Source organism: Phenylobacterium sp., assembly GCF_046463815.1.
In the GTDB taxonomy this organism is placed as follows: domain Bacteria; phylum Pseudomonadota; class Alphaproteobacteria; order Caulobacterales; family Caulobacteraceae; genus Phenylobacterium.
The window spans coordinates 129,283-153,651 of record NZ_JBKBRO010000009.1 but is presented as its reverse complement, the minus strand read 5'-3'; the positions used below and the strand labels follow the sequence as shown (position 1 = coordinate 153,651).

26 protein-coding genes are annotated in these 24,369 nt (G+C 71.7%); 12 read left to right on the top strand and 14 right to left on the bottom strand.

The window, feature by feature from the left end; translation table 11 throughout:
* Positions 1-171: 171 nt before the first annotated feature.
* Both ACK4TT_RS08155 and ACK4TT_RS08150 read right to left on the bottom strand, forming a co-directional pair.
* Positions 172-315: a hypothetical protein gene (locus ACK4TT_RS08155; RefSeq protein ID WP_409635380.1), complete on the bottom strand. Its 144-nt coding sequence runs from the start codon at positions 313-315 to the stop codon at positions 172-174.
* A 100-nt stretch (positions 316-415) separates the two neighbouring features.
* Positions 416-1,690, bottom strand: coding sequence for an MBL fold metallo-hydrolase (locus ACK4TT_RS08150; protein WP_410212773.1), 1,275 nt, complete (start codon positions 1,688-1,690; stop codon positions 416-418).
* A 219-nt stretch (positions 1,691-1,909) separates the two neighbouring features.
* Between ACK4TT_RS08150 and ACK4TT_RS08145 the strand changes: the two genes are divergently transcribed.
* From ACK4TT_RS08145 to ACK4TT_RS08135, 3 genes are read left to right on the top strand one after another with little or no spacing between them, the layout of a single operon-like run.
* Positions 1,910-2,281, top strand: coding sequence for a hypothetical protein (locus ACK4TT_RS08145; protein WP_409635374.1), 372 nt, complete (start codon positions 1,910-1,912; stop codon positions 2,279-2,281).
* A complete protein-coding gene (locus ACK4TT_RS08140; protein ID WP_409635371.1) occupies positions 2,281-2,553 on the top strand; it encodes a DUF5985 family protein in 273 nt (90 codons plus the stop codon). Before ACK4TT_RS08145 ends, ACK4TT_RS08140 begins: the two co-directional genes overlap by 1 nt.
* Positions 2,550-2,822, top strand: coding sequence for a DUF5985 family protein (locus ACK4TT_RS08135; RefSeq protein ID WP_409635369.1), 273 nt, complete (start codon positions 2,550-2,552; stop codon positions 2,820-2,822). The genes ACK4TT_RS08140 and ACK4TT_RS08135 overlap by 4 nt, the downstream gene beginning before the upstream one ends.
* Before the next feature lie 6 nt (positions 2,823-2,828).
* Here ACK4TT_RS08135 and ACK4TT_RS08130 read toward each other — a convergent pair whose 3' ends face one another.
* The 11 genes from ACK4TT_RS08130 to ACK4TT_RS08080 all read right to left on the bottom strand — a co-directional run bounded on the left by ACK4TT_RS08130 (position 2,829) and on the right by ACK4TT_RS08080 (position 12,454).
* Entirely contained in the window at positions 2,829-3,308 is a 480-nt protein-coding gene (locus ACK4TT_RS08130; RefSeq protein ID WP_409635366.1) for an SRPBCC family protein, read from the bottom strand.
* Positions 3,309-3,391: 83 nt separating this feature from the next.
* Positions 3,392-3,559 carry a hypothetical protein gene (locus ACK4TT_RS08125; protein ID WP_409635363.1) on the bottom strand — a complete coding sequence of 56 codons (168 nt, stop codon included), beginning with the start codon at positions 3,557-3,559 and terminating at the stop codon, positions 3,392-3,394.
* A gap of 29 nt (positions 3,560-3,588) precedes the next feature.
* On the bottom strand, positions 3,589-4,335 hold the full coding sequence (locus tag ACK4TT_RS08120) for a YebC/PmpR family DNA-binding transcriptional regulator (RefSeq protein ID WP_409635360.1): 747 nt from the start codon (positions 4,333-4,335) through the stop codon (positions 3,589-3,591).
* Between the two features lie 78 nt (positions 4,336-4,413).
* Entirely contained in the window at positions 4,414-5,361 is a 948-nt protein-coding gene (locus ACK4TT_RS08115; protein ID WP_409635357.1) for a hypothetical protein, read from the bottom strand.
* 36 nt (positions 5,362-5,397) lie between these two features.
* On the bottom strand, positions 5,398-5,982 hold the full coding sequence (locus ACK4TT_RS08110) for a histidine phosphatase family protein (RefSeq protein ID WP_409635354.1): 585 nt from the start codon (positions 5,980-5,982) through the stop codon (positions 5,398-5,400).
* Positions 5,979-6,764, bottom strand: coding sequence for an SDR family NAD(P)-dependent oxidoreductase (locus ACK4TT_RS08105; protein ID WP_409635351.1), 786 nt, complete (start codon positions 6,762-6,764; stop codon positions 5,979-5,981). Before ACK4TT_RS08105 ends, ACK4TT_RS08110 begins: the two co-directional genes overlap by 4 nt.
* Positions 6,765-6,821: 57 nt before the next feature.
* Positions 6,822-7,994 carry a DegT/DnrJ/EryC1/StrS family aminotransferase gene (locus ACK4TT_RS08100; RefSeq protein WP_410212772.1) on the bottom strand — a complete coding sequence of 391 codons (1,173 nt, stop codon included), beginning with the start codon at positions 7,992-7,994 and terminating at the stop codon, positions 6,822-6,824.
* 217 nt (positions 7,995-8,211) lie between these two features.
* A complete protein-coding gene (locus ACK4TT_RS08095) occupies positions 8,212-9,504 on the bottom strand; it encodes an amidohydrolase family protein (protein WP_410212771.1) in 1,293 nt (430 codons plus the stop codon).
* A gap of 76 nt (positions 9,505-9,580) precedes the next feature.
* Positions 9,581-11,164 carry an AMP-binding protein gene (locus ACK4TT_RS08090; RefSeq protein WP_410212770.1) on the bottom strand — a complete coding sequence of 528 codons (1,584 nt, stop codon included), beginning with the start codon at positions 11,162-11,164 and terminating at the stop codon, positions 9,581-9,583.
* A 73-nt stretch (positions 11,165-11,237) separates the two neighbouring features.
* Entirely contained in the window at positions 11,238-11,645 is a 408-nt protein-coding gene (locus ACK4TT_RS08085) for a DUF2177 family protein (protein ID WP_409635339.1), read from the bottom strand.
* A complete protein-coding gene (locus ACK4TT_RS08080) occupies positions 11,645-12,454 on the bottom strand; it encodes a DUF1295 domain-containing protein (RefSeq protein WP_410212769.1) in 810 nt (269 codons plus the stop codon). The genes ACK4TT_RS08085 and ACK4TT_RS08080 overlap by 1 nt, the downstream gene beginning before the upstream one ends.
* 95 nt (positions 12,455-12,549) lie before the next feature.
* Between ACK4TT_RS08080 and ACK4TT_RS08075 the strand changes: the two genes are divergently transcribed.
* Positions 12,550-13,890: an NAD(P)/FAD-dependent oxidoreductase gene (locus ACK4TT_RS08075; RefSeq protein WP_410212768.1), complete on the top strand. Its 1,341-nt coding sequence runs from the start codon at positions 12,550-12,552 to the stop codon at positions 13,888-13,890.
* Positions 13,887-14,663 (top strand): DUF1365 domain-containing protein, encoded by a 777-nt coding sequence (locus tag ACK4TT_RS08070; protein ID WP_410212767.1) that lies wholly within the window; start codon positions 13,887-13,889, stop codon positions 14,661-14,663. The genes ACK4TT_RS08075 and ACK4TT_RS08070 overlap by 4 nt, the downstream gene beginning before the upstream one ends.
* Here ACK4TT_RS08070 and ACK4TT_RS08065 read toward each other — a convergent pair.
* Positions 14,660-15,427 (bottom strand): class I SAM-dependent methyltransferase, encoded by a 768-nt coding sequence (locus tag ACK4TT_RS08065; protein ID WP_409635328.1) that lies wholly within the window; start codon positions 15,425-15,427, stop codon positions 14,660-14,662. The genes ACK4TT_RS08070 and ACK4TT_RS08065 overlap by 4 nt on opposite strands.
* Before the next feature lie 123 nt (positions 15,428-15,550).
* On the opposite strand from ACK4TT_RS08065, the gene ACK4TT_RS08060 reads away from it, so the two are divergent.
* The 7 genes from ACK4TT_RS08060 to ACK4TT_RS08030 all read left to right on the top strand — a co-directional run bounded on the left by ACK4TT_RS08060 (position 15,551) and on the right by ACK4TT_RS08030 (position 24,295).
* The gene (locus tag ACK4TT_RS08060) at positions 15,551-16,213 is read left to right on the top strand and encodes a LemA family protein (protein WP_409635325.1); all 663 of its coding nucleotides are present in this window, start codon (positions 15,551-15,553) and stop codon (positions 16,211-16,213) included.
* Entirely contained in the window at positions 16,210-17,016 is an 807-nt protein-coding gene (locus tag ACK4TT_RS08055; protein ID WP_409635322.1) for a TPM domain-containing protein, read from the top strand. Before ACK4TT_RS08060 ends, ACK4TT_RS08055 begins: the two co-directional genes overlap by 4 nt.
* Position 17,017: 1 nt before the next feature.
* Positions 17,018-17,725, top strand: coding sequence for a TPM domain-containing protein (locus ACK4TT_RS08050; RefSeq protein ID WP_410212766.1), 708 nt, complete (start codon positions 17,018-17,020; stop codon positions 17,723-17,725).
* A 136-nt stretch (positions 17,726-17,861) separates the two neighbouring features.
* Positions 17,862-18,122, top strand: coding sequence for a hypothetical protein (locus tag ACK4TT_RS08045; RefSeq protein ID WP_409635317.1), 261 nt, complete (start codon positions 17,862-17,864; stop codon positions 18,120-18,122).
* A 71-nt stretch (positions 18,123-18,193) separates the two neighbouring features.
* Complete coding sequence (locus ACK4TT_RS08040) at positions 18,194-18,673, top strand: (2Fe-2S)-binding protein (protein WP_410212765.1); 480 nt, start codon at positions 18,194-18,196, stop codon at positions 18,671-18,673.
* A 5-nt stretch (positions 18,674-18,678) separates the two neighbouring features.
* Entirely contained in the window at positions 18,679-20,886 is a 2,208-nt protein-coding gene (locus tag ACK4TT_RS08035; protein ID WP_410212764.1) for a molybdopterin cofactor-binding domain-containing protein, read from the top strand.
* Positions 20,887-20,965: 79 nt separating this feature from the next.
* Positions 20,966-24,295 (top strand): carboxyl transferase domain-containing protein, encoded by a 3,330-nt coding sequence (locus tag ACK4TT_RS08030; RefSeq protein ID WP_410212763.1) that lies wholly within the window; start codon positions 20,966-20,968, stop codon positions 24,293-24,295.
* The last annotated feature ends 74 nt before the right edge of the window (positions 24,296-24,369 follow it).

Sequence of the window (24,369 nt, the reverse complement as noted above, 5' to 3'; positions counted from 1 at the left end):
GCTTCCCGCTCAGCTCGTAGCGCTTCACGCTCATCAACCCGCTCCGAATCACAAACCCGGAGACCGATTGATTCAGCACCTTTCAGGCATGGGAATCCTGAATGTGGATTGGTCCTAGAGCCTTGAGCGCGATCCGATCGCAAGACCGCGCCCACGCCTGCGGATCGCGCTCTACAGGAACATCTGCAGCAGCCAGGCGCCGAGGCCGGTCAGCACCGCGCCGGTGGCCGCCCCGCGCACGAAGGCGCCGTTGCGCTCCCACCAGATGCGGCGCGCGCGCATCCGCTGGGCCCTGTCGACCTTCCGCCGCTGCATGCGTCTCCCCCCGGGTCCTGGCCGGTTCTTGGCCGGTCTCGGGCGGAGTTCTAGCCCAGCCGATGCGGAGCGGTCGAATCGGGAAAAGGTCCGCCTCCGGCTATTTTCCGGCCGCCTCCACCTCGCGCAGCGCCGCGTTCAGCCAGCCGCTCTCATTGGAGTTGCCGGACCTGGCCAACAACGCCTTCAGCGCGTCCCGGCGGGCGGCCAGCGCGGCGGGATTGGCGGGCTCCACGGCCAGCGCCGCGCTGGTCAGGCGCAGGGCCAGGGCGTGCTGGCCCTGGGCGTTCAGCTCGGCCGCCCGCGCGGCGATCGGCCCCGCCCCGGCCGTCAGCCTGGCGAGTTCGGCCTGGGCCTCGGCGGGGGAGACCGCGTACATGGTCGCCGGGTCGCCGTCGAACCAGCCGGCGTAGCCCTCGTAGATGCCGCGCACCGACCAGGCGACCTGGCCGTAGCCCTCGCCCACGTCCAGCTCGGGCGGCAGCTTGATCGTCTTCATGAGGGTGAAGACGTCCTGGCCCTCGTTCATCCCGCGCACCGTGGCGTCGTGGACATAGAGGATGGCGTCCCGGTACCGGGTCAGGGCCGCGCGGACCTTCTCGGCGCCCACCACGGGCTCGCCGTGGCTGGGGAAGATCGCCTCTGGGTTCAGGGCCAGCACCTTGTTCAGCGAGTCCACGTACTCCAGGGCCTTGCGCTGTTCGGTGCCGCGCAGGGTGTAGAGGTTCGGGAACGAGCCGTAGAAGTTGTCGCCGACGAAGGCGGCCTTCAGCTCGGGAATCCAGACCGTGAGGTGGTCGGGCGTCTCGCCCGGCGTGGCCATCAGCCGGAAGGTGAGGTCGCCCACCTTCAGCGTCGTCTCCTTCTCGAAGAGGATGTCGGCCACCTTGGGCCCGGCATGGTTGCCGGGGCTGGCGGCGCCCGGCCGCCGCCGCACCGTGTTGTCGTACTGGGCGGCGTTCCGATAGGCGAAGAAGCCGGCGAGACGGGTCTGGTAGTCCAGGAACTCGGTCTGGTGGGCCTGGGCGACGACCTTGGTGGCGGGCCCCTTCCACAGCGGCACGCCGCCGGCGTGGTCGCCGTGGGCGTGGGTCAGGATGATGTAGCGGACCGGCGCATCCGAGACCGCGGTCAGCAGCCTGTGGTGGCGCGCCGCGGGCCCCGGCATCGAGGTGTCGACGATCACGTTCCCGCCCTTGGTGGTGACCATGTAGGTGTTGCCGAAGCCGATGGCCTGATGGATGCGGCCGTTCGCGAAGTGCAGGGCCTCGGTCTGGTCGGCGCCCGCGCTGGTGGGTTGCACGTTGGTCAGGGGCTGGGCGTGGGCGGCGCCGGCGACGAGCATCAGGGCGAGGGCGGCGGCGAGGGTGCGCATGCGGGAGCGGTCCTTGAAATCCGACGGTCCGCAAGCTCGTCCGCGCGCGCACGGGGGTCAATCGGCGGCCCGGGCTTCACCCGCATGGCCCGAGGCTATGGGGCGTTTCCGGGGAACCAGGCCGGGGTCGGGGCGTTTTCGCCCGGAAGGTAGCCGGTCCCGTGGGGCCGGCAGGGGTGCGCGGCGAGGAACGTCGCTCGCCCCCCGGGGGAGCTTTCGTTGGCCGAGGATCCGGAACTTGCAGGCTTCGTGCGCGAGCACGTGCGCTCCGTATGGGCGCTGGAGCTGCTGCTGCTCTTGAAGCGAGATCCCGAGCGCCGCTGGCCCGCGGCCGATCTGGTGCGGGAACTGCGCGCCAGCACGACGCTGGTGGGCGACAACCTCGCGCGGTTCGAACGCAGCGGGCTCGTCATCCGCGACGACGACGACGGCTGGCGCTACGCCCCGGCGAGCCCGGTGCTGGACGCCCTGGCCGGCCTTCTGGAGCAGGCCTACCGGGAGCGTCCGGTGGCCATCGTCAACCTGATCGCCCGGCCCGTGGACCCGATCCAGGGCCTGGCCGACGCCTTCAAGTTCCGCGGGGACAAGTGATGACGGACCTGGGACCCGGCCTGGTCTACGGCCTCTGCCTCCTGGCCAGCGCGCTGTGCGCCGGCCTGCTCCTTCGCGCCTGGCGACAGAGCCGCTCGCGCCTGCTGCTGTGGACGGCCACCAGCTTCGTCTTCCTGGCCATCAACAACCTCTTCCTGGTGGCCGACATGGTGATCTTCCCGAACGTCTTCCTCTGGCCCTGGCGCCAGGCCGCCTCCCTGCTCGCCATCGGCGTGCTGGTCTACGGCTTCATCTGGGAGGCCGAGCAGTGATCGACCCGCTGATCCTGGGCTTCTTCGGCGGCGCGCTGACCCTGGGCTTCCTGGTGGCCGCCGTCTTCTTCCTGAAGTTCTGGCGTCGCTCGCGCGACCCGCTGTTCCTGACCTTCGCGGTGGCCTTCGTGCTGCTGGCCGCCAACCAGGCCGCGCCTGTGATCTTCAACATCCCGCGCGAGGACCAGGGGACCGTCTACCTGCTTCGGTTCGCGGGCTTCGCCCTGATCATCCTGGCGATCCTGCGGAAGAACCTCCAGAAGCGCTGACAGGCCTTACGGCGTCTCTGCCTGGGCCTTCATGGTCTGCAGCACGCCCGCGAACATCTGCGTGCGGCGGGCCTTGTTGGCGTCGCGCTGTTCGGCGGGGATCGAGGCCTGGTCGTAGAACAGGGTGTAGACGATCTTCGACGTCTTCGCGTCCACCGGCCGGACCTCGACGGTCCCGTGGTAGAGGATCTTCGGGTCGATGTCGGCGTAGGTGTAGGAGAGCGGGGTCCTGGCCACCAGCACCTCCTCGATGCGTCCGGCGATCTTGCGCAGCGCCCCCACCTCGCCGTCGGTCCCTTGCGTGATCTCGCAGGTGGCCTTGAGCCAGGCGCCGATGTCGCAGTAGCCGCCGACTTTCTTCCAGACCGTCTCGGCTGGCGCGTTCACCGCCGTCTCCTGGACGATCGAGACGTACTCGCCCGCATGGGCGGTCCCCGCCAACCCGGCGGCGAGGCCGGCGGCGGCGAGCGCGATCTTCAGACGCATGGTGCTTCCCCCCTCTTGGTTGGCCCGATCAGGCCATACCGGAAGCTCGAAGCCAAGCCGGTCTTTCCGGGCCGCCCCCGGCGTCAGATGAGGGCGGGCAGGAGCCAGAGCGCCAGGAGGACCAGCGCCGCGATGACGAGGATGCGGGCGGCGTGCGGATTGGAGCCCAGGATGCGTTGCCCCGGCGGCCGGGGCGGCGGCCGGCGCTTCGCCTGTTCGCGGGCCTTGCGGTAGCGGCGAAGGTCGGTCACACGCGGGTCGTCTTTCGGCCGCCGCGCCATCAGCCCGCCAGCTTTTCCAGCTCCTCGGCCGAGATGTCGGCGTTGGAGTAGACGTTCTGGACGTCGTCCTCGTCCTCGAGCGCCTCGATGAGCTTCATGAGCGTAGCGGCCGCGTCACCCTCAACGGGCGTCATGGTCTTGGGCCGCCAGGCGATCTTGGTGGCCTTGGCGGGGCCGAGCGCGGCCTCCAACGCCTGGGCCACTTCGTTCAGGGCGTCGAAGGCGGTCCAGATGGTGTGACCGTCCTCGTCGGACTCCACGTCGTCGGCGCCGGCCTCGATGGCGGCCTCCATCACCTTGTCTTCCGAGCCGGCGTCGGGGCCGTACTCGATCTGGCCCACCCGGTCCCACATGAAGGACACCGAGCCCGTCTCGCCCAGGTTGCCGCCGTTCTTGGTGAAGATGGAGCGGACGTTGGCCGCCGCGCGGTTGCGGTTGTCGGTCAGGGCCTCGACGATCACGCCGACCCCGGCCGGACCGAAGCCCTCGTAGCGGATGGCCTCATAGGTCTCGGCGTCGCCGCCGGCGGCCTTCCTGATGGCGCGGTCGATGTTGTCCTTGGGCATGGACTCGGCCTTGGCGTTCTGGACCGCCAGGCGCAGGCGCGGGTTCATGTCGGGGTCGGGCAGGCCGGACTTGGCCGCCACGGTGATCTCGCGGGAGAGCTTGGAGAACAGCTTGGACCGGGCGGCGTCGGCGCGGCCCTTGCGGTGCATGATGTTCTTGAACTTTGAGTGTCCGGCCATCGTCCGTTCGGGAAGCGTTGAAGGTGGAGTTGCGGGGCTTCTACCCCGAAGCGCCGTCGGCGCGGAACCCCCGCCGGGCTACAGCCCCGCGATGGTCCGCCCGCAGGCGGCGGTCTCCTCGGGCGTCATGCCGGAGCGGAGCTGGATGCGGCGGATTTCCCGGTCCTCGTCGCCGTAGGGCCAGTAGCGGATGGTCCGCTTGCGGCCGCGCGCGTCGACCAACCTGGCGACCACCTCGTGGCTGGTGTCGCCGGGCGTGAAGGCGAGGCTCTCCAGCTTCATCCCGTTGCGCAGGCCGCTCATCCAGGCCGGGCCGTTCCGGATCACGCCGCGCACCGTCTTCGTGGCCAGCGAGCCCTGGGCGTCGAAGCCGGTGTCGAAGCCGTGGGTGAGGGTGACGGTCGACAGCAGGCAGCCGCCGAACATCGTCTCGGGCGGGGAGATGCGCTCGCGGCCGGCCACGTGGCGCGCCACATCCTGCCGCAGGTTGAGCTGCACCGAGCCCCAGGCGGCGTTCATGAGCCGGTCCAGGAAGCCGGTGGTCTCGGCGGGCGCGAGGGCGCGGCGGTCGTGGGCGGCCTTGATCACGTCGTCGAGGTCCCGGCCCGGCGCCTTCAGCCGGATTTCCTCGTCCCACTTGAGCGCCAGCAGGAGGGCGCGGGCCGAACTGGGCGCAGCCGGCGCGGCGTCATGGGCCTTCAGCGCCGCGTCGAGCTCGTGGGCGGCGTCTTCGGGCGTGGCCAAGCCGGCGCGAAGGCGGGCGCGGATGGCCAGGAAATCGCCCAGGCCCTCGGCCAGCCAGCCGGACTGGGGCTCGGGCGCGGCCGGCGGGGCGGCCAGGCTCCAGACCCAGCGCCGCATCCGGTCGCTGGCGACGCCCGCCCTGGCCTCCGGCGCGGCGTCCCTGGCGGCCGGCAGGATGACGGCCAGGTACGGGTCGGCCGGGGGCGGCGGGGCCGCGGCCTTCGGCGGCGCCGAGGCGCAGGCGGAGGCGAGCAGGGCGAGGGCGAGGACGGCGCGATGCATGCCGGGCAGCTTAGCCTGCGTCGCGGCGGAATTGCGTCAGTCGATCGGCTCGCAGTCGAAGCGGACCACCTGGCCGTTCTGCAGACGGTGGACGGCCTCATGCGCCGCGTCATGGTCGAGCATCGCGTCGCTGGGCAGCCCCATGTAGATCGCCCGCAGGACGCGCCCCGTCACGCCGTGGCTGATCAGTATCGCCCGCCGGTCCGGCTCGGGCGGCAGGGTGGCCAGGAAGTCCTCCAGCCGCGCCCGGACCTGGGCGTGGCTCTCCGCGCCCGGCGCGTCGAAGATCCGCGCGCGGCGCAGCGGCTCGCCGGGACGGCCGACGAGTTCGGTCCAGTCGCGGCCCTCCCACGCGCCGCAGTCGACCTCCATCAGCCTGTCGTCGGTCTCGATCGTCAGCCCGGTGGCCGCGGCGACGAACGCGGCCGTCGCTCGGGCGCGCCCGAGCGGGCTGGACACCAGGCGCCAGGCGCCGGCTTCCCGCGCCACGAGGTCGGCGACCAGCGAGGCGACCGCGCGGGCCTGCCGGCGTCCGCGCTCGGTCAGGGGTGAGTCGCTGCGGCCCTGAAGGCGCCGGGCCACGTTCCACTCGGTCTCGCCATGGCGCAGGAGCAGGATCACCGCTTGCGGCGCACGACCGGGTGCGAGGACGACAGGCCGCCGTCCACGGGAAGCGTCTGGCCGTTGACGTAGGAGGCGTCGTCCGAGGCCAGGAACAGGCCGGCCCGGGCGATCTCCTCGGGGACGCCGTAGCGGGTCAGCGGGTTGAGCTGGCCGATCTTGTCCTCGTTGCCCCGCGCGCGGGCGCCGTCGAAGATCGGCTTGGTCATGCCGGTTTCGATCAGGCCGGGCGCGATGGCGTTGACCCGCACGCCCGTGCCGTAGAGCTCGTTGCAGGCGGTCTGCACCAGGCTGATGACGCCGGCCTTAGACGCCGAATAGGCCGGCCCGCCCGCGCCCGAGCGGATGCCCGCCACCGAGGCCGTGCAGATGATCGAGCCCTTGCCCGCCGGGATCATCGCCGCCGAGGCGTGCTTCACGCCCAGGAAGGCGCCGATCAGGTTTACCCGCAGGATCTCGGCCCAGTAGTCGGGCGTCTGCTCCTCCAGCGGCGTGAAGCCGCCCGAGATGCCCGCGTTGGCCCAGAACACGTCCAGGCTCCCGAAATCGCCCTGGGCGCGGTCCACCAGCCCCTTCACGAAGGCCTCGTCGCCGGCGTCGCCCACGAGGGCGACCACGCGCCCGCCGGCCGCCGTGATGGCCTCGGCGGTCTCGGCCACGGCCTCGGCGCGGTCGGCGATGACCACGCTGGCGCCCTCGGAGGCGAAGAGCTTGGCGGCGGCGCGGCCGATGCCGCTGGCGGCGCCGGTGATGACGGCGGTCTTGCCGGACAGACGAGCCATGGGCGTTCCTTCAAACAGTTGTTTGAAGGATGGATCGCACGCCGGAGGGCGGCGCGTCTAGCCGTTCCGCTTCACGTGGTTGCGGATGGCCGCGATGATCTGGTCCTGCACGTCGGGCTCCAGATAGGCGTGCATGGGCAGGCTGATGACCTTGCCGGCCTTCGCCTCGGTGACCGGCAGGCCGCCCGGCTGCGGACAGGCCGCGTAGGGCGGCTGGCGATGCAGCGGCATCGGATAATAGACCGCCGTCGGGACGCCCTGCTCGCGCAGCGCCGCGCCCAGGCCGTCGCGGTCGTCGGTCTCGATGGTGTACTGGGCCCAGACGCTGACGCCACCGTCGATCACCTGCGGCGTCGCCACCACGTCGGAAAGGCCCTCGGCGTAGCGGGCGGCGACCCGGTTCCTGGCCCCGATCTCATCGGCGAAGATGGTCAGCTTCTGGAGGAGCACCGCGGCCTGGATCGTGTCCATCCGGCTGTTCATCCCCACCCGCATGTTCAGGTACTTGGGGTCGTGGTCGAAGGTCTTGCCTTCGAGGTCGGACTTCACCGCCTGGCCGTGGACGCGCAGGGAGACCAGCAGGTCGTGAAGCCGCGCGTCCTTCGACAGCACCGCCCCGCCGTCGCCGTAGCAGCCCAGCGGCTTGGCCGGGAAGAAGCTGGTGGTGGTCACGTCCGCCCAGTGGATCGGATGCTGGCCGTTCAAGGCGCAGCCGAAGCCCTGGGCCGAGTCCGAGATCAGCTTCAGGCCATGGCGCCGAGCCGCCTCGAAGATGGCCGGATAGTCGGCCGGCTGGCCGAACAGGTCGACGGCGATGATCGCCTTCGGGACGAGCGTGCCCTGCGCCTTCACCGCCTGGATGGCGGCCTCCAGCGTCGCGGGATCGAGGTTGTAGGTGTCCGGAAGGATGTCCACGAACACCGGCGAGGCGCCGACCAGCGCCACGGCCTCGGCCGTGGCCGCGAAGGTGAAGGACGGGCAGAAGACCGCGTCGCCCGGGCCGATTCCCCAGGCCATCAGCGGCAGCACCAGGGCGTCGGTGCCCGAGGCGCAGGAGAGCGCGTGGGGTGCCTGGCCGAAGGCGGCGAGCGCGGCCTCGAGCTGGGCGATCTCGGGGCCCATGATGTAGGCGCCCGAGCGCACCACCTTGAGGATCGCGTCCTCCAGCGGCTGGCCGAGACGGGCGCGCTGGGCCTGCAGGTCGATGAACGGAATCATGGCGGGGCTCATGCCATGCGCCGCCGCGCCCCGCCAAAACACGCTTGGTGACGGTGTGTTGCGTGGTCGCCTCTCCCCCGACCCCGGCGAAGGCCGGGGGAAGAGAGGGAGAGGGTAGGGAGAGGGACGGCTCCGACGAACGATCCGGCGCCGGCGAAATGGCAAGTCCAGCGCCGGCCCTCTCCTTTGTCCTCCCCTCTCGCTGCGCGGGGGAGAGGAGATGGCGCGCCTACTCCTTGAACACGGTCCCGCCCTTCATCACGAAGGACACCTGGCGCAGCACGTTCACGTCCGCCAGGGGATCGCCCTTCACCGCGATGAGATCGGCGGCCTTGCCGGGCGTGAGCGCGCCGATCTCGTCCGAGAGGCCGAAGTGGGCGGCGGCGTTCACGGTGGCGGCCTGGATCGCCTCCATCGGCGAGAGGCCCGCCTTCACCAGCAGGGCGAACTCGCCGGCGTTGTCGCCGTGGGCCGATACGCCGGTGTCGGTGCCGAAGGCGATCTTCACGCCCGCCTCGTGGGCGCGCCGCGTCATGTCCAGCATCAGCGGGCCGGCCTGCAGCGCCTTGGCGGTCTGGGCCGGGGTGAAGAAGTTGTTCGGGCCCTTGGCGATGCCGACCACGAAGTCGCCGGCCATCAGGGTCGGGATCAGGTAGGCGCCGTTCTTCTTCATCAGCGCGATGCCCTCGGCGTCCAGCCAGGTGCCGTGCTCGATGGAATCGCCGCCGGCCTTCAGGAAGCTCTTGATGCCGTCGGCGCCGTGGGCGTGGGCGGTCACCTTGCGGCCCATGCGGTGGGCGGCCTCGACGATGGCGTCCAGCTCGTCCTGCGAGAACTGCTGGGCCAGGCCCGCGGCGGTGTTGGAGAGCACCCCGCCGGTGGCGGTGATCTTGATGATGTCGGCGCCCAGCCAGACCTGTTCGCGCACCGCGCGCCGGCAGTCCTCGACGCCCGAGCAGACCGAGCCGGGACGCAGCACGTGCATCACGTCCTCGCGGTAGCCGTTCACGTCGCCGTGGCCGCCGTGGACCGAGATGGCCGAGCCCGCCGCGATGATCCGCGGGGCGGGCACGTCGCCCAGGGCCGCGGCCTTGCGGAGCGCGAAGATGGCCTCGTTGTCGGCGCCCAGGTCGGCCACGGTGGTGAAGCCGGCCATCAGCGTCTTCTTCGCATAGCGCGCGCCGATCATCGCCTGCTCGGCCGAGGACTGGGTGACCTCCTCAAGCCGGGAGTTGGGGTTCTGCTGGCCGGTGATGTGGACGTGGCTGTCGATCAGGCCGGGCAGGACGAAGCTGTCCTTCAGGTCCACCACCTTGCCGCCGGGCTCGGCGACATAGCCGTCGGCGACGCGCACCACCTTGCCGTCCTGGACGACCAGGGTCTTGGCCGTCTCGACCTTGCCGCTGGCGGGATCGAGCAGGACGCGGCCGGCCTGGACGAAGGTGGTGGCCGGCGCCGGCTGGGCGACGGCGGGCGCGGCGAGGACGGCGGCGCAGAGCGCGCCGAGGACGAGATGCTTCACTGGCGGGACCCCCGGAACTTGAGGGCGCGATCTAAGCCCCGCCGCACCCGGATTCCAAGGCCGAAAACCGCTGGCTTCAGATCTGGCGCGTGCGGCCTTCCCAGTAGCGGGCGCGGACCTTCCCGCGCTGGATCTTGCCGGCCTCGGAGCGGGGCAGTTCGGTCACGAAGTCGAGGCTGCGGGGGACCTTGAAGCTGGGCAGGCTGTCGCGGGCGAAGGCCAGGATCTCGTCAGCCAGGAGGTCCGAGGGCTCGTAGCCCGGCTTCAGCAGCACGACCGCCTTCACCTGCTCGCCCCATTCGTCGTGGGGGACGCCCACCGTCGCGCTGTCGGCCACGGCGTGGTGCTTGATCAGCTCGTTGTCGATCTCCTGGGGATAGATGTTCACGCCCCCGGAGATGATCGTCTCGGCGCTGCGTCCGGTGAGGAACAGGTAGCCGTCCTCGTCGAAGTAGCCCATGTCGCCCATGGTGAAGTAGTCGCCGACCCGGCTGGCCTGGGTCTTGGCCTCGTCCTTGTAGTAGGTGAAGGCGCCGCCCGGCGGGAGCTGGTGGTAGATGGTCCCGGCCACGTTCGGCGGGCATTCGTTTCCCTGCTCGTCGAGGATCTTGGAGCCCAGCAGGGCGGGGCGCTTGCCGACCGAGCCCGGCTTCCTCAGCCATTCGTGGCTGTCGATCATGAAGCCCGCGCCGCCCTCGGAGCCGGCGTAGTACTCGTTCAGCACCGGGCCGAACCAGTCGATCATGGCGTGCTTCACCTCGGGCGGGCAGGGCGCCGCGCCGTGGACGATGTATTTCACCGAGCTCAGGTCGTAGCGGGCCTTCACCTCGGGCGGCAGGGCGAGCAGCCGCTGGAACATGATCGGCACGAGGTGCATGTGCGTCACCCGCCGCTCCTCGATCGTGGCCAGGGTCCGCTCGGAATCCCACTTGTCGAGGAAGACCAGGGTCGCGCCCGCGCCCATGGCGGCGCGGATGTCGAAGGCCAGCGGCGCGGCGTGGTAGGCCGGCCCCGCGCAGAGCTGGACGGATTGGGAGTCGTAGCCGCGCAGCGCATAGGTCGCCTGGGGCACGATGACTGGATTGGGCCGGAAGACGCCCTTGGGCCGCCCGGTGGTGCCCGAGGTGTAGAGCATCTGGTTGCCCAGCACCGGGGCCTCGGCCGCGTGGCCGTCCAGCGTCGCCAGCGCCTCGTCGTAGTTCAGGAAGCCCTCGATGTCGCCGCCGATGGCGACCTTGAGCCTGAGGCCGGGCGCCTGGGCTGCGGCGGGAGCGGAGGCGGCGACGCGGGCCTCGCAGAACACCGCCTTGGCCTCGCAGTCGTTCAGGATGTAGGCGATCTCGTCCGTTGTCAGGTGCCAGTTGACCGGCGTGATGCGGAAGCCGGCGCGGAGCGTCGCCGCCAGCACCTCGACGAACTCGCCGCGGTTGGACGTCAGCAGCGCCACGGCGTCCCCGGCCGTCAGCCCCGCCCGGCGCAGCAGGCGCACGATGCGGTTGGCGTTGCGGTCGGCCTCGGCGAAGGAGCGGGTGCGGCCGTCCGGGTCGATGACGCAGGCCTTGTCCGGCTGGACCTCGGCCCATACCGAAAGCGTCGTGCCGTCCAGGGCGGCGGCCTCCAGGCGCTCGGCCAGGCCGGCGCGGTCCTTCACCGCTTCCATCACGCTCCTCCCACGCGGGCTCAAGGGCCCGTTCTTGGCCCCACTATGAGGGGCGGGAAGGGCGGCGGTCCACTCAGAAAGTCCGGTACGCCCAGCGCCAGGCCAGCCACCCGGCCGCCGCGCCCGCCGTGGTCAGGACCACGCCCCAGGCCATGTCGGTGAGGGTGATGCGCACGGACCAGGCCTTCAGCGTCGCGTGGTTGGTCAGGTCGTAGGTGGCGTAGGCGAAGCCGCCCAGCAGCGCGCCGACGAGCGTGGTCTTCGCAAGGCCCGCCTCGCGGTTCGGCCAGACGGCCAGCAGCACCACGCCTGTGACGTAGACCAGGTAGAAGGCCACGGCGGCGGCCATGTTCGGCCTGTCGGCCAGCACCGGATCGAGGGTCGGGCGGTAGAGCCTCGGGCCCACCTGGGTCAGCCAGACGGCGTCCAGGGCGGCGATGACGGCGCCCGCGCCCAGCCAGGCGGCGGCGAACTGGAGCATCAGGACCTCCGGAAGATGCGGGGGAAGAAGGCAGGCGTGCGCGCCTGGTAGTCGCGGAAGGCCTGGCCGCGCGAGCGCAGCATGGCCGCCTCCAGCGGCGGAACGCCCGATACGAGGTTGAGCAGCAGGTACATGACCGCGGGGGCGACCAGCGTCAGCCAGGAGGCGGGATGGGCGGCATCGAAGGCCATCACCGGCCAGGCCAGCCACGCCAGCCACTCGAAGAAGTAGTTGGGATGGCGCGAACGGGCCCAAAGGCCCCGGTCCATCACCTTGCCCCGATTGGCTGGGTCGGCCTTGAAGGCGCGGAGCTGGGCGTCGGCCACGGCCTCGCCCGCCAGGGCCGCCAGGATCAGCAGGACGGCGGCCGCGTCGCGCAGGTCGAAACCGGCTTCGGGCCGCCTGGCCGCGGCGATCACCGAGAGGGCGAGCAGGGCGCTGGCCGGCGCCTGGGCCAGCACCACGCCCAGCATCCGGAGGCGATAGGCGCTCCCGAACTGCGTCCGGAAGGCGGCGTAGCGGGCGTCCTCCGGGCCCGCGGCCACCCGCGCGGCGAGGTGACGGCCGAGCCGCACGGCCCAGATGGCCACGAGGCCCGCGACCAGCCACTGGCGCGGCTCGGGCGTCCATCCGGTCGGCGGCCAGACCAGGGGCCAGAGCGCCGCCCCGGCCAGGGCGCCGCCGGTCCCGAAGGTCCAGAAGACGTCCGTCCAGCCGGCGTTGCGGACCTTCAGGCCATAGGCCCAGGCGGCCGTCATCACGCCCGTCATCAGCGCCAGCACCGCCAGCGAAAGGAAACCGATCGTCACCATTGGTCGCAGGTACGGCCTCGCCGCGCCTCCGGACGCATCCGCCGCCCGAGGCCCTTCGTAGCTAGGCCGCAACAGGCGAAGGGGCTTCGAACGTGGACGGACAGGTTCAGCGGCGGCGGATCGCCGTGATCGGCGGCGGGATCGGGGGGCTTTCGGCGGCCTGGCTGCTTTCGAAGCGGCACGACGTGGTGCTGTTCGAGGCCGAAGGCCGGCTGGGCGGCCACGCCAACACCACCGAGGCGCCGGGGCGGCGCGGCCCCGTGCCGGTGGACACCGGCTTCATCGTCTTCAACGAGGACAACTATCCGAACTTCACCGCCCTGCTCGCCCACCTGAAGGTCGAGAGCATCCACGCCGACATGTCGCTCAGCGTTTCCCTGGACGACGGCGGCTTCGAATATTCCAGCTACGGCGCGCTCGGCGTCTTCGCCCAGAAGCGCAACCTGTTCTCGGCCAGGTTCTGGGCCATGCTGCGTGACATCCGCCGCTTCTACCGCCACGGGCCCAAGGATCTGGCGGGCCTGGAGGCGCCGCTCACCTCGCTCGAGGCCTACCTCGAGGAGAAGGGCTACTGCCAGGCGTTCCGCGACGACCACCTGCTGCCCCAGGCCGCCGCCATCTGGTCGACGCCGCTGAAGGAGATCGGCCAGTACCCGGCCGCCGCCCTGATCCGTTTCTTCCTCAACCACGGCATGATGCGGATCGTGGGCCGGGCGGCGTGGCGGACGGTGAAGGGCGGCAGCCGGGCCTATGTCACGCGCCTGGCGGAGGAATTCCAGGGCGAGGTCCGCACCGGGGCCCGGATCGCCGGCGTCCGGCGCGACGGCGCGGGCGTGACGGTGCGCGACGTCCACGGCCAGGTGGAGCGGTTCGACGAGGTGGTGTTGGCGACCCACGCCGACGCGGGGCTGGCCCTGCTGGAGGACGCCCACCCGGACGAGCGGCGCGTGCTGGGCGCCTTCCGCTACAGCCGGAACCTGGCGGTGCTGCACACGGACCGCGGCCTGATGCCCAGGCGCCGCCGGGCCTGGTCGAGCTGGAACCACATCGGCCGCCGCGACGCCCCGGGCGAAGGCTGCGTCACCTACTGGATGACCCGGCTGCAGAGCCTGAAGGACGCGCCCGACCTGTTCGTCACGCTCAACCCGACCAAGCCCGTCGCGCCCGAGGCGGTGGTGCGCACCGAGCTCTACCGCCACCCGTTGTTCGACGCGCACGCCATCGCCGCGCAAGGCGAACTCTGGGACCTCCAGGGCGCCCGGCGGACGTGGTTCTGCGGCTCGTACTTCGGCCACGGCTTCCACGAGGACGCCTTGCAGGCGGGCCTCGCGGTGGCCGAACAGCTCGGCGGCGCGCGCCGGCCGTGGACGGTCGAGAACGAGTCCGGCCGAATCCAGGTGCGCCCGCCCGCGGCGCTGACGGCGGCGGCGTGAGCTTCGCTTCGGCCCTCTATCCCGGCGTGGTCGTCCACGCGCGGACCCGGCCCCGGAAGCACCGGCTGCGCTACCGCGTCTTCATGCTGCTGATCGACCTGGACGAGGTGGACGCGCAGGACCGGCGCCTGCGCCTCTTCTCCGTCCGGCGGCCGAACCTGATCGGCTTCGACCCGCGCCGCCACGGCGACGGGTCGGCCCGGCCGCTCAAGGACCAGGTGGCCGCCATCCTGGCCGGGGCGGGGATCGACGGCGGCGGGGCGATCCGCATGCTGACCCTGCCCACGGTGCTCGGCCACGGCTTCAATCCGCTCACCGTCTACTTCTGCCACAGGTCGGGCGGCGCGCTCTCGGCGATCCTCTACGAGGTGAGCAACACCTTCGGCGAGCGGCACAGCTACCTGATCCCGGCGGGAGCCCTTGAGGGAGACGCCGCCCTGGTCCGCCAGGGCTGCGACAAGGGCTTCTACGTCTCGCCCTTCATGGACATGGACCTGTCCTACGCCTTCCGCATCCGGCCGCCCGGCGAGGAGGTCGTCGTGAAGGTGGACGCCCGTGACGACGACGGCGTGGTGCTGGCCGCGAGCTTCGCGGGGCGGCGCGTGGAACTGTCGGACGCAGCGTTGCTGAGGGCCTGGCTCGGCCATCCGTGGATGAGCCTGGGCGTGCTCGCGGCCATCCACTGGGAGGCGCTGAAGATCTGGCTGAAGGGCGAACGCCTGCGGCCCCGTCCGCCGAAGCCGGCGCGGCCGGTGACGGTGGTCGCCGCCTAACCCTTCTTGAACACCCAGATGTCGCCGGCCCCGCCCAGGGTCTTCGGCGGGCCGTCCAGGGAAAGGCCGGCGGTGGCGGCGAAGGGCTCCGGATCGGCCATCCAGAAGGTCAGCCGCTCGGGCGAGCGCTGGACGATGCGGCGGTTCGCATCGGCCACGGCGTACTCGATCACCTGGTCCAGCCGGCCCGGCGGCTCGCGGAAGCTGCGCTCCTTGACGAACAGCAGCAGCCGGCCCCCGTCGGGGAGCGCCTGGTCCATCACCGGCAGGTCTGGCCGGACCAGCGGCAGGTTCCGCATCCGGTCCAGATTGGGCAGATGGAAGGCGGCCTTGCCGCCGGGCGGCAGATGGCGCGCGGCCACCGCGAAGGTGTTCTTCCAGGCCGCCCCGGCGGGCGTGTGGGCCAGCGCGTAGAAGGGGCAGATCACCGCATCGAACGTCCGCTTGAGGTCCAGCGCCGTCATGTCCCCCCGGCGCAGCTCGATGCGGGCGGCCGCGTCCGGCGCCATGGCCGCGCAGCGGGCCTGCGCCTTGACCAGCATGGCCGGCGCTATGTCGACCCCGGTGACCGACAGGCCGCGCTCGGCCAGGCCCTGGGCCACCCGCCCCGACCCCACGCCCAGCTCCAGCACCGATCCACCCGGCGGCGCGAGCGCGGCATAGGTCTCGATGTCGCCCGCCAGCGTCGGGTCGGCCGCCGTGACCACGTCGTAGAAGGCCGCGCTCAGGCCGCCCTCGGCATAGTACGGTCTGACCTTGGCCATTCCCGGAATCCCCCCGCGCCCCCGCGCTTCTTGCGCCCTGTGATGCGCGCGCCGTTGCGTCAGATCAACACGTGGCCACATATGGCGTGGCCAAGCTCTTGGACCGGCCTCATGGGGAATCCGATGAACAAGCTTTTCCAACGGATCGCGCGGGTCGCGCTGATCGTCGCCGCGCCGGTCTTCCTGGCCTCGTGCGGCATCAACGCCATCCCGACCAAGGAAGAGAAGGCTCGCGCCGCCTGGGGCGACGTGCAGAACCAGTATCAGCGCCGCGCCGACCTCGTGCCGAACCTGGTCGAGACCGTTCGCGGGTACGCCGCCCAGGAGCGCGCGGTGCTGACGGAGGTGACCGAGGCGCGCGCCTCGGCGACCCAGGTGCAGGTGGACGCCTCCACCCTCACCGACCCGGCCAAGTTCCAGCAGTTCCAGGCCGCCCAGGACCGCCTGTCGGGCGTGCTGGGCCGGCTGATGATGATCCAGGAGCGGTATCCCGACCTGAAGTCGAACCAGAACTTCCTGGCCCTGCAGAGCCAGCTCGAGGGCACCGAGAACCGGATCGCCGTCGCCCGGCGCGACTACAACGAGGCCGTCCGCGACTACAACACCACGCTGCGCGTGTTCCCGACCGTGCTCTGGGCCAAGACGCTCTATGGCGGCTCCAAGCCCATGCAGCTCTTCCAGGCCACGGCCGCCGCCCAGTCGGCGCCCACGGTGAACTTCGGCACGGTGGGCCAGCCTGAAGGGGCCGCTCCCGGTTCCGCCCCGCCGGAGCCGGCCGCGAAATGACCCTGCTTGCGGGAGCGCGGGGCCTCGTCCTCGCGCTCCTGGTCTTCCTCGTTCCCGTCCTCGCGGCGGGGGGCGCGCTCGCCGCGCCCGAGTTCCCGCCGCTCACGGGCCGGGTCGTCGATGACGCCAACCTGCTGTCGCCCCAGACCGAGCAGCGGCTGTCGGACGAATTGGCCAAGCTGGAGGCCGACACCGGCCATCAGGTGGTGGTCGCCACCGTGCCGGACCTCCAGGGCTACGAGATCGAGGAGTACGGCTACCAGCTCGGCCGCGCCTGGGGCATCGGCCGGAAGGGCGAGGACGACGGCGTCATCCTGCTGGTCGCGCCCAACGAGCGGAAGGTCCGCATCGAGGTGGGGTACGGGCTGGAGCCGGTGCTGACCGACGCGCTCTCCAACGTGATCCTCCAGAGCGCCGTGCTGCCGCGGTTCAAGGACGGGGACTACGAACAGGGGATCGTCGCCGGCGCCGAGGCCATCGTGCAGCAGCTCGCCCTGCCCGAGGACGAAGCCAAGGCCAAGGTGGCGGAGGCCGCCCAGGCGCAGGCGCAGCGCGACGACGGCGGCTCGGCCATACCCGTCATCGTGGTCGTCTTCATCATCTTCTGGATACTGAGCGGGATACTCGGTCTTTTCGGCCGGCGCCGGGGCGGCGGCCTGTGGTGGCTGCTGCCGCTGTTCCTCTCCGGGAGCGGCCGCCATCGCGGCGGCGGCGATTGGGGCGGCGGCGGAGGCTGGGGGGGCGGCGGCTTTTCCGGCGGCGGCGGCTCGTTCGGCGGCGGCGGATCCTCGGGGAGCTGGTGAGATGGCCGAGACGCTTCTGACTCCCGCCGACCTTTCGGCCATCGAGGCCGCCGTGCGCGAGGCCGAGACCCGCACGACGGGCGAAATCTACTGCGTGGTCTCAGAGGAAAGCTCGGACTATCGCGAGACCCCGCTGGCCTGGGCGGCGGGCGTGGCCCTGCTGGGGCCGGCCCTGCTGCTGCTGGGCGGCGTCCATGTGGAGGCGCCCGACCTGCTGGGCGGCTGGAGCGCGGCCCAGGTCGCCGACGCCGCCGAGACCGCGGCGCGCGACGCGCTGATCGGCGCGGTGATGCTGCAGGGCCTGCTGTTCGTGGCGACCCTTGCGCTCGTCTCGATCCCCGCCGTGCGCCGCGCGCTGACGCCGAAGGCCATGAAACGCGACCGGGTGCGCCGCCGCGCCCAGGAGCAATTCGTCGCCAAGAACCTCCACGCCACGCGCGAGCGGACCGGCGTCCTGATCTACGTCTCCTTCGCCGAGCACATGGCCGAGCTGATCGCCGACGAGGGGATCGCCGAGCATGTGGAGCCCGGCGTCTGGGACCGGGCGATGGCGGCGCTCGTCGCCGGCCTGAAGCGGCGCGAGCCGGGCGCCGGCTTCGCCGCGGCGGTCGGTCTGTGCGCGGACGTCCTGGCCCAGCGGTTCCCGGCGCGGGCGGGCGACAACCCCAACGAGCTGCCGGACGCCGTGGTGATCCTGCCGCGCCTCTAGGCGGCGGTTTCGGCCGCCTGCGGCGAATCGACCACGCCGTCAGACCATGCAACATGGGTTGTTGTGGAGCCGTGGTTGCGGCTCACTGTGACGGCCGTTTGTCCTTGAATAGCCGCTGGGCCTGCTGCTGCACGAGTTGTCCACCAACGCGGTGAAATACGGGGCGCTCTCGGCCCCCGCCGGACGGGTGGAGATCGTGCGCGCCGAGGGACCGGACGGACACGCAGTCCTGCACTGGATCGAGCGGGGCGGGCCCGAGGTCCGGCAGGGGTCGCGCAAGGGCCTCGGTTCGCGCCTGCTGGAGGTCTGCCTGCGGCCGCAGGGCGGCCAGGTCGAGGCGGCCATCGATCCCGAGGGTTTCCGCGCCCGGATCAGCTTGCCCATGACCAATCGGTAATCTGGGCGGCGCGGCCTTGCCGCTGCGGCCCGCCGCGCCTTAGCATTGGGTCAAAAGCGGGAGGCGCGGGCATGGCTTTCACCCTCAACGTCAACGGGAAGGCCCTGCGGGCCGACGTGGACCCCGACACGCCCCTGCTGTGGGTGCTGCGGGACAGCCTGGGCATCGTCGGGCCCAAGTACGGCTGCGGCGTCGGCGCCTGCGGCGCCTGCACGGTCCACGTGGACGGCGAGCCGATGCGCTCGTGCCAGATCCCGGTCGAGGCCGTGGGCGCGGCCAAGGTCACCACCATCGAAGGCGTCGGCGCCACCGCCGTCGGCAAGAGGGTGCAGGCGGCCTGGAGCGAGCTCGACGTGGCCCAGTGCGGCTACTGCCAGCCCGGCCAGATCATGTCGGCCACGGCGCTGCTGTCGAAGACGCCCAAGCCCACCGACGCCGACATCGACGCGGCGATGGCCGGGAACATCTGCCGCTGCGCGACCTACACGCGCATCCGCGCCGCCATCAAGCAGGCCTCCGGCCAAGCTTCCGGCCAGAAGACGGAGGCGTAAGGATCATGACCGTCCAGATGACCGGCGCCAGCCGCCGCGAGATCCTCAAGACCGCCGGGGCCGGCGGCTTGGTCCTCTCGTTCTCGATCGCCTCGAAGGCCGGCGCGCAGGGCTCGGCGCCCCAGCCGATCAACGCCTACGTCCGCGTGGCGCCCGACGGGTTCGTCACCATCGTCAACAAGAACCCCGAGATCGGCCAGGGCATCAAGACCATGCTGCCCATGCTGATCGCCGAGGAGATGGACGCCGCCTGGGACAAGGTCCGCATCGAGCAGGCCGACAACGATCCCAAGGTCTATGGCCGCCAGTTCGCCGGCGGCTCGATGGCCACGCCGCTGCACTGGGACGAGCTGCGCCGCGTCGGCGCCGTGGCCCGCGCCATCCTGATCCAGGCCGCGGCGGGCGGCTGGAAGGTCCCGGCCGGCGAATGCGTCACCGAGCCCGGCGTGGTGGTCCACAAGGCCTCGGGCCGCAGGGCGACCTACGCCTCGCTGGCGGCCAAGTGCGCCGGCATCGCCGCGCCCGACCCCAAGAGCCTGACGCTCAAGGACCCCAGGGACTACCGGATCATCGGGCGGCCCACGCCGCAGTACGACACCGCGAAGATCGTCACCGGCCAGCCGCTGTTCGGCATCGACGTGAAGCGGCCCGGGATGCTGTACGCCACTTACGAGAAGGCGCCGGTGTTCGCCGCCGGGGTGGCCAGGGCCGACCTCGCCGCCGCGCAATCGGTGAAGGGCGTGCGCAAGGCCTTCGTCGTCGAGGGCAGTTCCGAGGCGTTGCAGCCCGCCGCCGGCCAGATCGGCCCGGGCCTGCTGCCCGGCGTGGCGGTGGTGGCCGACACCTGGTGGGCGGCGCGCAAGGGGCGCGACAAGCTTGATGTTCAGTGGGCGGAGCATTCAACCTCCGGCCAGTCCAGCGAAGGCTTCGCCGCCCAGGCCAGGGCGCTCGCCGCGGCCAAGCCGCAGCGTACGCCGCGCAACGACGGCGACGTGGACGCCGCGCTGAAGACCGCCGCCAAGACCGTCGAGGCCGCCTACGCCTATCCGTTCCTGGCCCACGTGGCCCTGGAGCCGATGAACTGCACGGCCGAGTTCAAGGACGGCAAGCTGGAGATCTGGGCGCCGACCCAGAACCCCGAGCCCGGCCGGCAGCTTTGCGCCAAGACCCTGGGCATCAAGCCAGAGGACATCACCATCCACATGGTCCGCTGCGGCGGCGGCTTCGGCCGCCGGCTCGCCAACGACTACATGGTGGAGGCCGCCTGGATCGCCCGCGAGGCCGGGGCGCCGGTCAAGCTCATCTGGACCCGCGAGGACGACATCCGGCATGACATCTACCGCCCGGCCGGCTTCCACTTCCTGAAGGGCGGCCTGGACGCGGCCGGAAACCTGATCGCCTGGCAGGACCATTTCGTGTCCTTCGGTGAGGGCCAGGGCTTCGCGCCCAGCGCCGGCATGGGCCCGACGGAGTTCCCGGCCCGCTTCGTCCCCAACTGCCGGATCGACGTTTCCGTCATGCCGCTGGGCGTGCCGACCGGTCCGCTGCGGGCCCCCGGCTCGAACGCGCTGGCCTTCGTCATGCAGTCTTTCATCGACGAGCTGGCGCACGCGGCGGGCGCCGACCCGCTGGCCTTCCAGCTCAAGCTCCTGGGCGACAAGCCGGTGGTGGGCGAGCCGCCCGCCGCCTACGCCGCCGGCCGCATGGCGGGCGTGCTGCGGGCCGTGGGCGAGATGTCCGGCTGGGCGAACCGGGGCAGGTTGCCCAAGGGCGAGGGCATGGGCGTGGCCTGCTACTACAGCCACATGGGCTATTTCGCCGAGGTGGCTCACGTGGCCGTCTCGCCGGGCGGCGAGGTGGCCGTGAAGAAGGTCTGGGTGGCCGGCGACGTGGGCCGCCAGATCATCAACCCCCTGGGCGCCATCAATCAGGTGCAGGGCTCGGTGCTGGACGGCCTCTCCGAGGCGCTGCACCAGGAGATCACCATCAAGGACGGCCGCACCCAGCAGAGCAACTTCCACGACTATCCGCTTATGCGGATCAACGAGGCGCCGCCGGTCGAGGTGAAGTTCCTGGAGACGGACTACCCGCCCACGGGCCTGGGCGAGCCGGCCCTGCCGCCGGCCATCCCGGCGCTGACCAACGCCATCTTCGCCGCCACCGGCAAACGCGTCCGCAGCCTGCCGATCCGCCCGGAGATGCTGAAGGCGTAGCGTTCGCTCCTTCCCCCGCCCGCGGGGGAGGAGAAGGCGTCCCTCAAACCACTTGGCTCCCGTCGCGTCGTCTTGCTTGATGTGGCCGAGGCGGCCTCAAGACCGCCGGCTTGAGCGGGGAACGCGTCCGGTGAAGAAGCTGCTGATCGCCAACCGCGGGGAGATCGCCGTCCGGATCGCCCGCACGGCCGCCGAGATGGGGCTGGAGAGCGTGGCGGTCTTCTCCGAGGACGACGCGGCCTCGCTGCACGTGAAGCGCGCCGACGCCGCCGTGCCGCTGACGGGCTCAGGCCCCGCCGCCTATCTCGACATCGCGGGGATCGTGCAGGCCGCCAGGACCGCCGCGTGCGACGCGGTCCATCCCGGCTACGGTTTCCTTTCGGAGACCGCCGCCTTCGCCCGGGCCTGCGCGGACGCCGGCCTGGTCTTCGTGGGGCCGAGCCCTAAGACCCTGGATCTGTTCGGCGACAAGGCCCGGGCCAGGGCGCTCGCCCAGTCCTGCGGCGTTCCGGTCCCGGGCGGGACCGACGGCCCGACGTCGCTGGAGGAGGCCCAGGCGTTCCTCGCCGCCCACGGCCCGGTGATGGTCAAGGCGGTCGCCGGCGGCGGGGGGCGCGGCATGCGGCCGGCGACGACCCCCGAGGAACTCGCCCAGGCCTTCGAACGCTGCGCTTCCGAGGCCCAGGCGGCGTTCGGCGACGCGCGGCTCTACGTCGAGCGCTTCCTGCCTTACGCCCGGCACGTCGAGGTGCAGGTGGCGGGCGACGGCGAGCGCATCGTCCACCTCCACGACCGCGAATGCTCGCTCCAGCGCCGGCGCCAGAAGGTCGTCGAGATCGCGCCGGCCGACATGCTGCCGAAGGCCCTGCGCGAGCGGCTGTTCGCCCACGCGGTCGAGCTCGCGCGGGCCGCCGGCTACCGGGGCCTGGGCACCGTGGAATTCCTGGTGGACGGCGAGGAGGCGGTCTTCATCGAGGCCAACGCCCGCCTGCAGGTCGAGCACACCGTCACCGAGGAGGTCCTGGGCCTGGACCTCGTGCGCCTCCAGCTCCAGCTCGCCGCCGGGCGCAGCCTGGCCGACCTGGCGCTCACCCAGGACCGGGTCCCCGAGCCCCGCGGCCACGCCATCCAGGCGCGGGTGAACCTCGAGACCATGGCCGCCGACGGCTCGGCCCGCCCGGCGGGCGGGGTGCTGAACGTCTTCGAGCCGCCGTCCGGACCCGGCGTGCGCGTCGACGGCTTCGGCTACGCGGGCTACGCCACCTCGGCCCGCTTCGACAGCCTGCTCGCCAAGGTGATTGTGCACGCGGGCGCGGGCGGCCTCTCCCGCGCGGTCGCCAAGGCCTACCGGGCGCTGTCGGAATTCCGCATCGAGGGCTCGGACACCAACATCGCCTTCCTCCAGAACCTGCTGGCCCTGCCGGCGGTGGCGGCGGGCGACGTCCACACCCGCTTCATCGACGAGCACATGGGCGAACTCGCCCACGCTCCCGAGGCCCATCCCAGGCTCTACTTCGACGCCGCCGCGCAAGGCGCCGGCCGCGCCGCCGCGACCTCCGAGCCCGCCGCGCCCGAGGGAACGACGGCCCTGCGCGCGCCGCTCCAGGGCACGGTGATCGGCGTCCAGGCCGCCGTGGGCGAGACCGTGCGCAAGGGCCAGGCGCTGCTCGTCATGGAGGCCATGAAGATGGAGCACGTGGTCGAGGCCGCCGCCTCGGGCGTCGTGCGCGCGATCACCGTCGAGGCCGGCGACACCGTTTTCGAGGGCCATCCGCTCGCCTTCCTGGAGGCGGCCGGGACCGAGGACGCGGACGCCGAGGCCGAAGCCGCCCTCGACCTGGACGCCATCCGTCCCGACCTCGCCGAGGTGATCGAGCGCCACAGGCTCACCCTGGACGAGGCCCGCCCCGAGGCGGTCGCCAAACGCCGCAGGACCGGCCAGCGCACGGCGCGGGAGAACCTCGCCGACCTCTTCGATCCGGGCAGTTTCAGCGAGTACGGCGCGCTCGCCGTCGCCGCCCAGCGGCGCCGCCGGTCCCTCGACGACCTGCGCGCCAACACGCCCGCCGACGGCATCGTCACGGGCGTCGGCGAGGTGAACGGCCATCTGTTCGACGAGGACACGGCCCGCTGCGTGGGCCTGGCCTACGACTTCACGGTCCTGGCCGGGACCCAGGGCCACTTCAACCACAAGAAGACCGACCGGATCCTGGAGTTCGCCGAGCACTGGAAGGCGCCGATCGTCTGGTTCACCGAGGGCGGCGGCGGGCGGCCCGGCGACGTGGACGGCGGCCAGCTCGCGGCCTCCTCGCTCGACACCACCAGCTTCACCACCTTCGCCCGGCTCTCGGGCCTTGCCCCGCGCATCGCCATCAACTCGGGCCGCTGCTTCGCCGGCAACGCGGTGTTCTTCGGCTGCGCCGACGTGACCATCGCCACCCGCTACTCGAACATCGGCCTAGGGGGACCCGCCATGATCGAGGGCGGGGGGCTGGGCGTCTTCACGCCGGACGAGATCGGCCCCTCGGACGTGCTCTTCGCCAACGGGGCCATCGACCTGCTGGTCGGGGACGAGGCGGAGGCGACCGCCGCGGCGAAGCAGATCCTGGGCGTCTTCCAGGGGCCGGTCCGCGACTGGGCCTGCGAGGACCAGCGGCGCCTCCGCCACCTGATCCCGGAGAACCGGGTGCGCGCCTACGACGTGCGCGAGGTCATCCGCACCCTCGCCGACGCCGGGACCTGGCTGGAGCTGCGCGGCGGCTACGGCAAGGGGATGATCACCGGCTTCCTCAGGATCGAGGGCCGGCCGCTGGGCCTCATCGCCAACGACCCCCGGCATCTGGGCGGCGCCATCGATTCCGAAGGGGCGGAGAAGGGCGCCCGCTTCCTCCAGCTCTGCGACGCCTTCGACGTGCCGGTGCTCTCCCTGTGCGACACGCCGGGCTTCATGGTGGGCCCGCAGAGCGAGACGACGGCGGCCGTGCGCCGGGGCTCGCGCCTGTTCGTCACGGCGACCAGCCTCTCCGTGCCGATGTTCACCGTGGTGCTGCGCAAGGGCTATGGCCTGGGCGCCCAGGCCATGGCCGGCGGCGATTTCTCGGCCCCCGCCATGATGGTCGCCTGGCCCACCGCCGAGTTCGGGCCCATGGGCCTGGAGGGGGCCGTGCGCCTCGGCTACCGCAAGGAACTGGAGGCCGAGGCCGACCCGATCGCCCGCCAGGCGCTGTTCGAGAAGCTGGTCGGCAAGATGTACGAGAACGGCAAGGCGCTGTCGGTGGCCTCGGTGGTCGAGATCGACGCCGTCATCGACCCGGCCGAGACCCGCGCCTGGCTGCTGCGGGGCCTCAAGGCCTGCCCCGTCCCGCCGAAATCCTCCGGCAAGAAGCGCCCGTTCGTGGACGTCTGGTGATTTCCCTCCCCGTCTGGGGAGGGACAGCTCGCCGGCAGGCGAGCCGGGTGGGGAAGCGTCTCATAGGGCGGTGA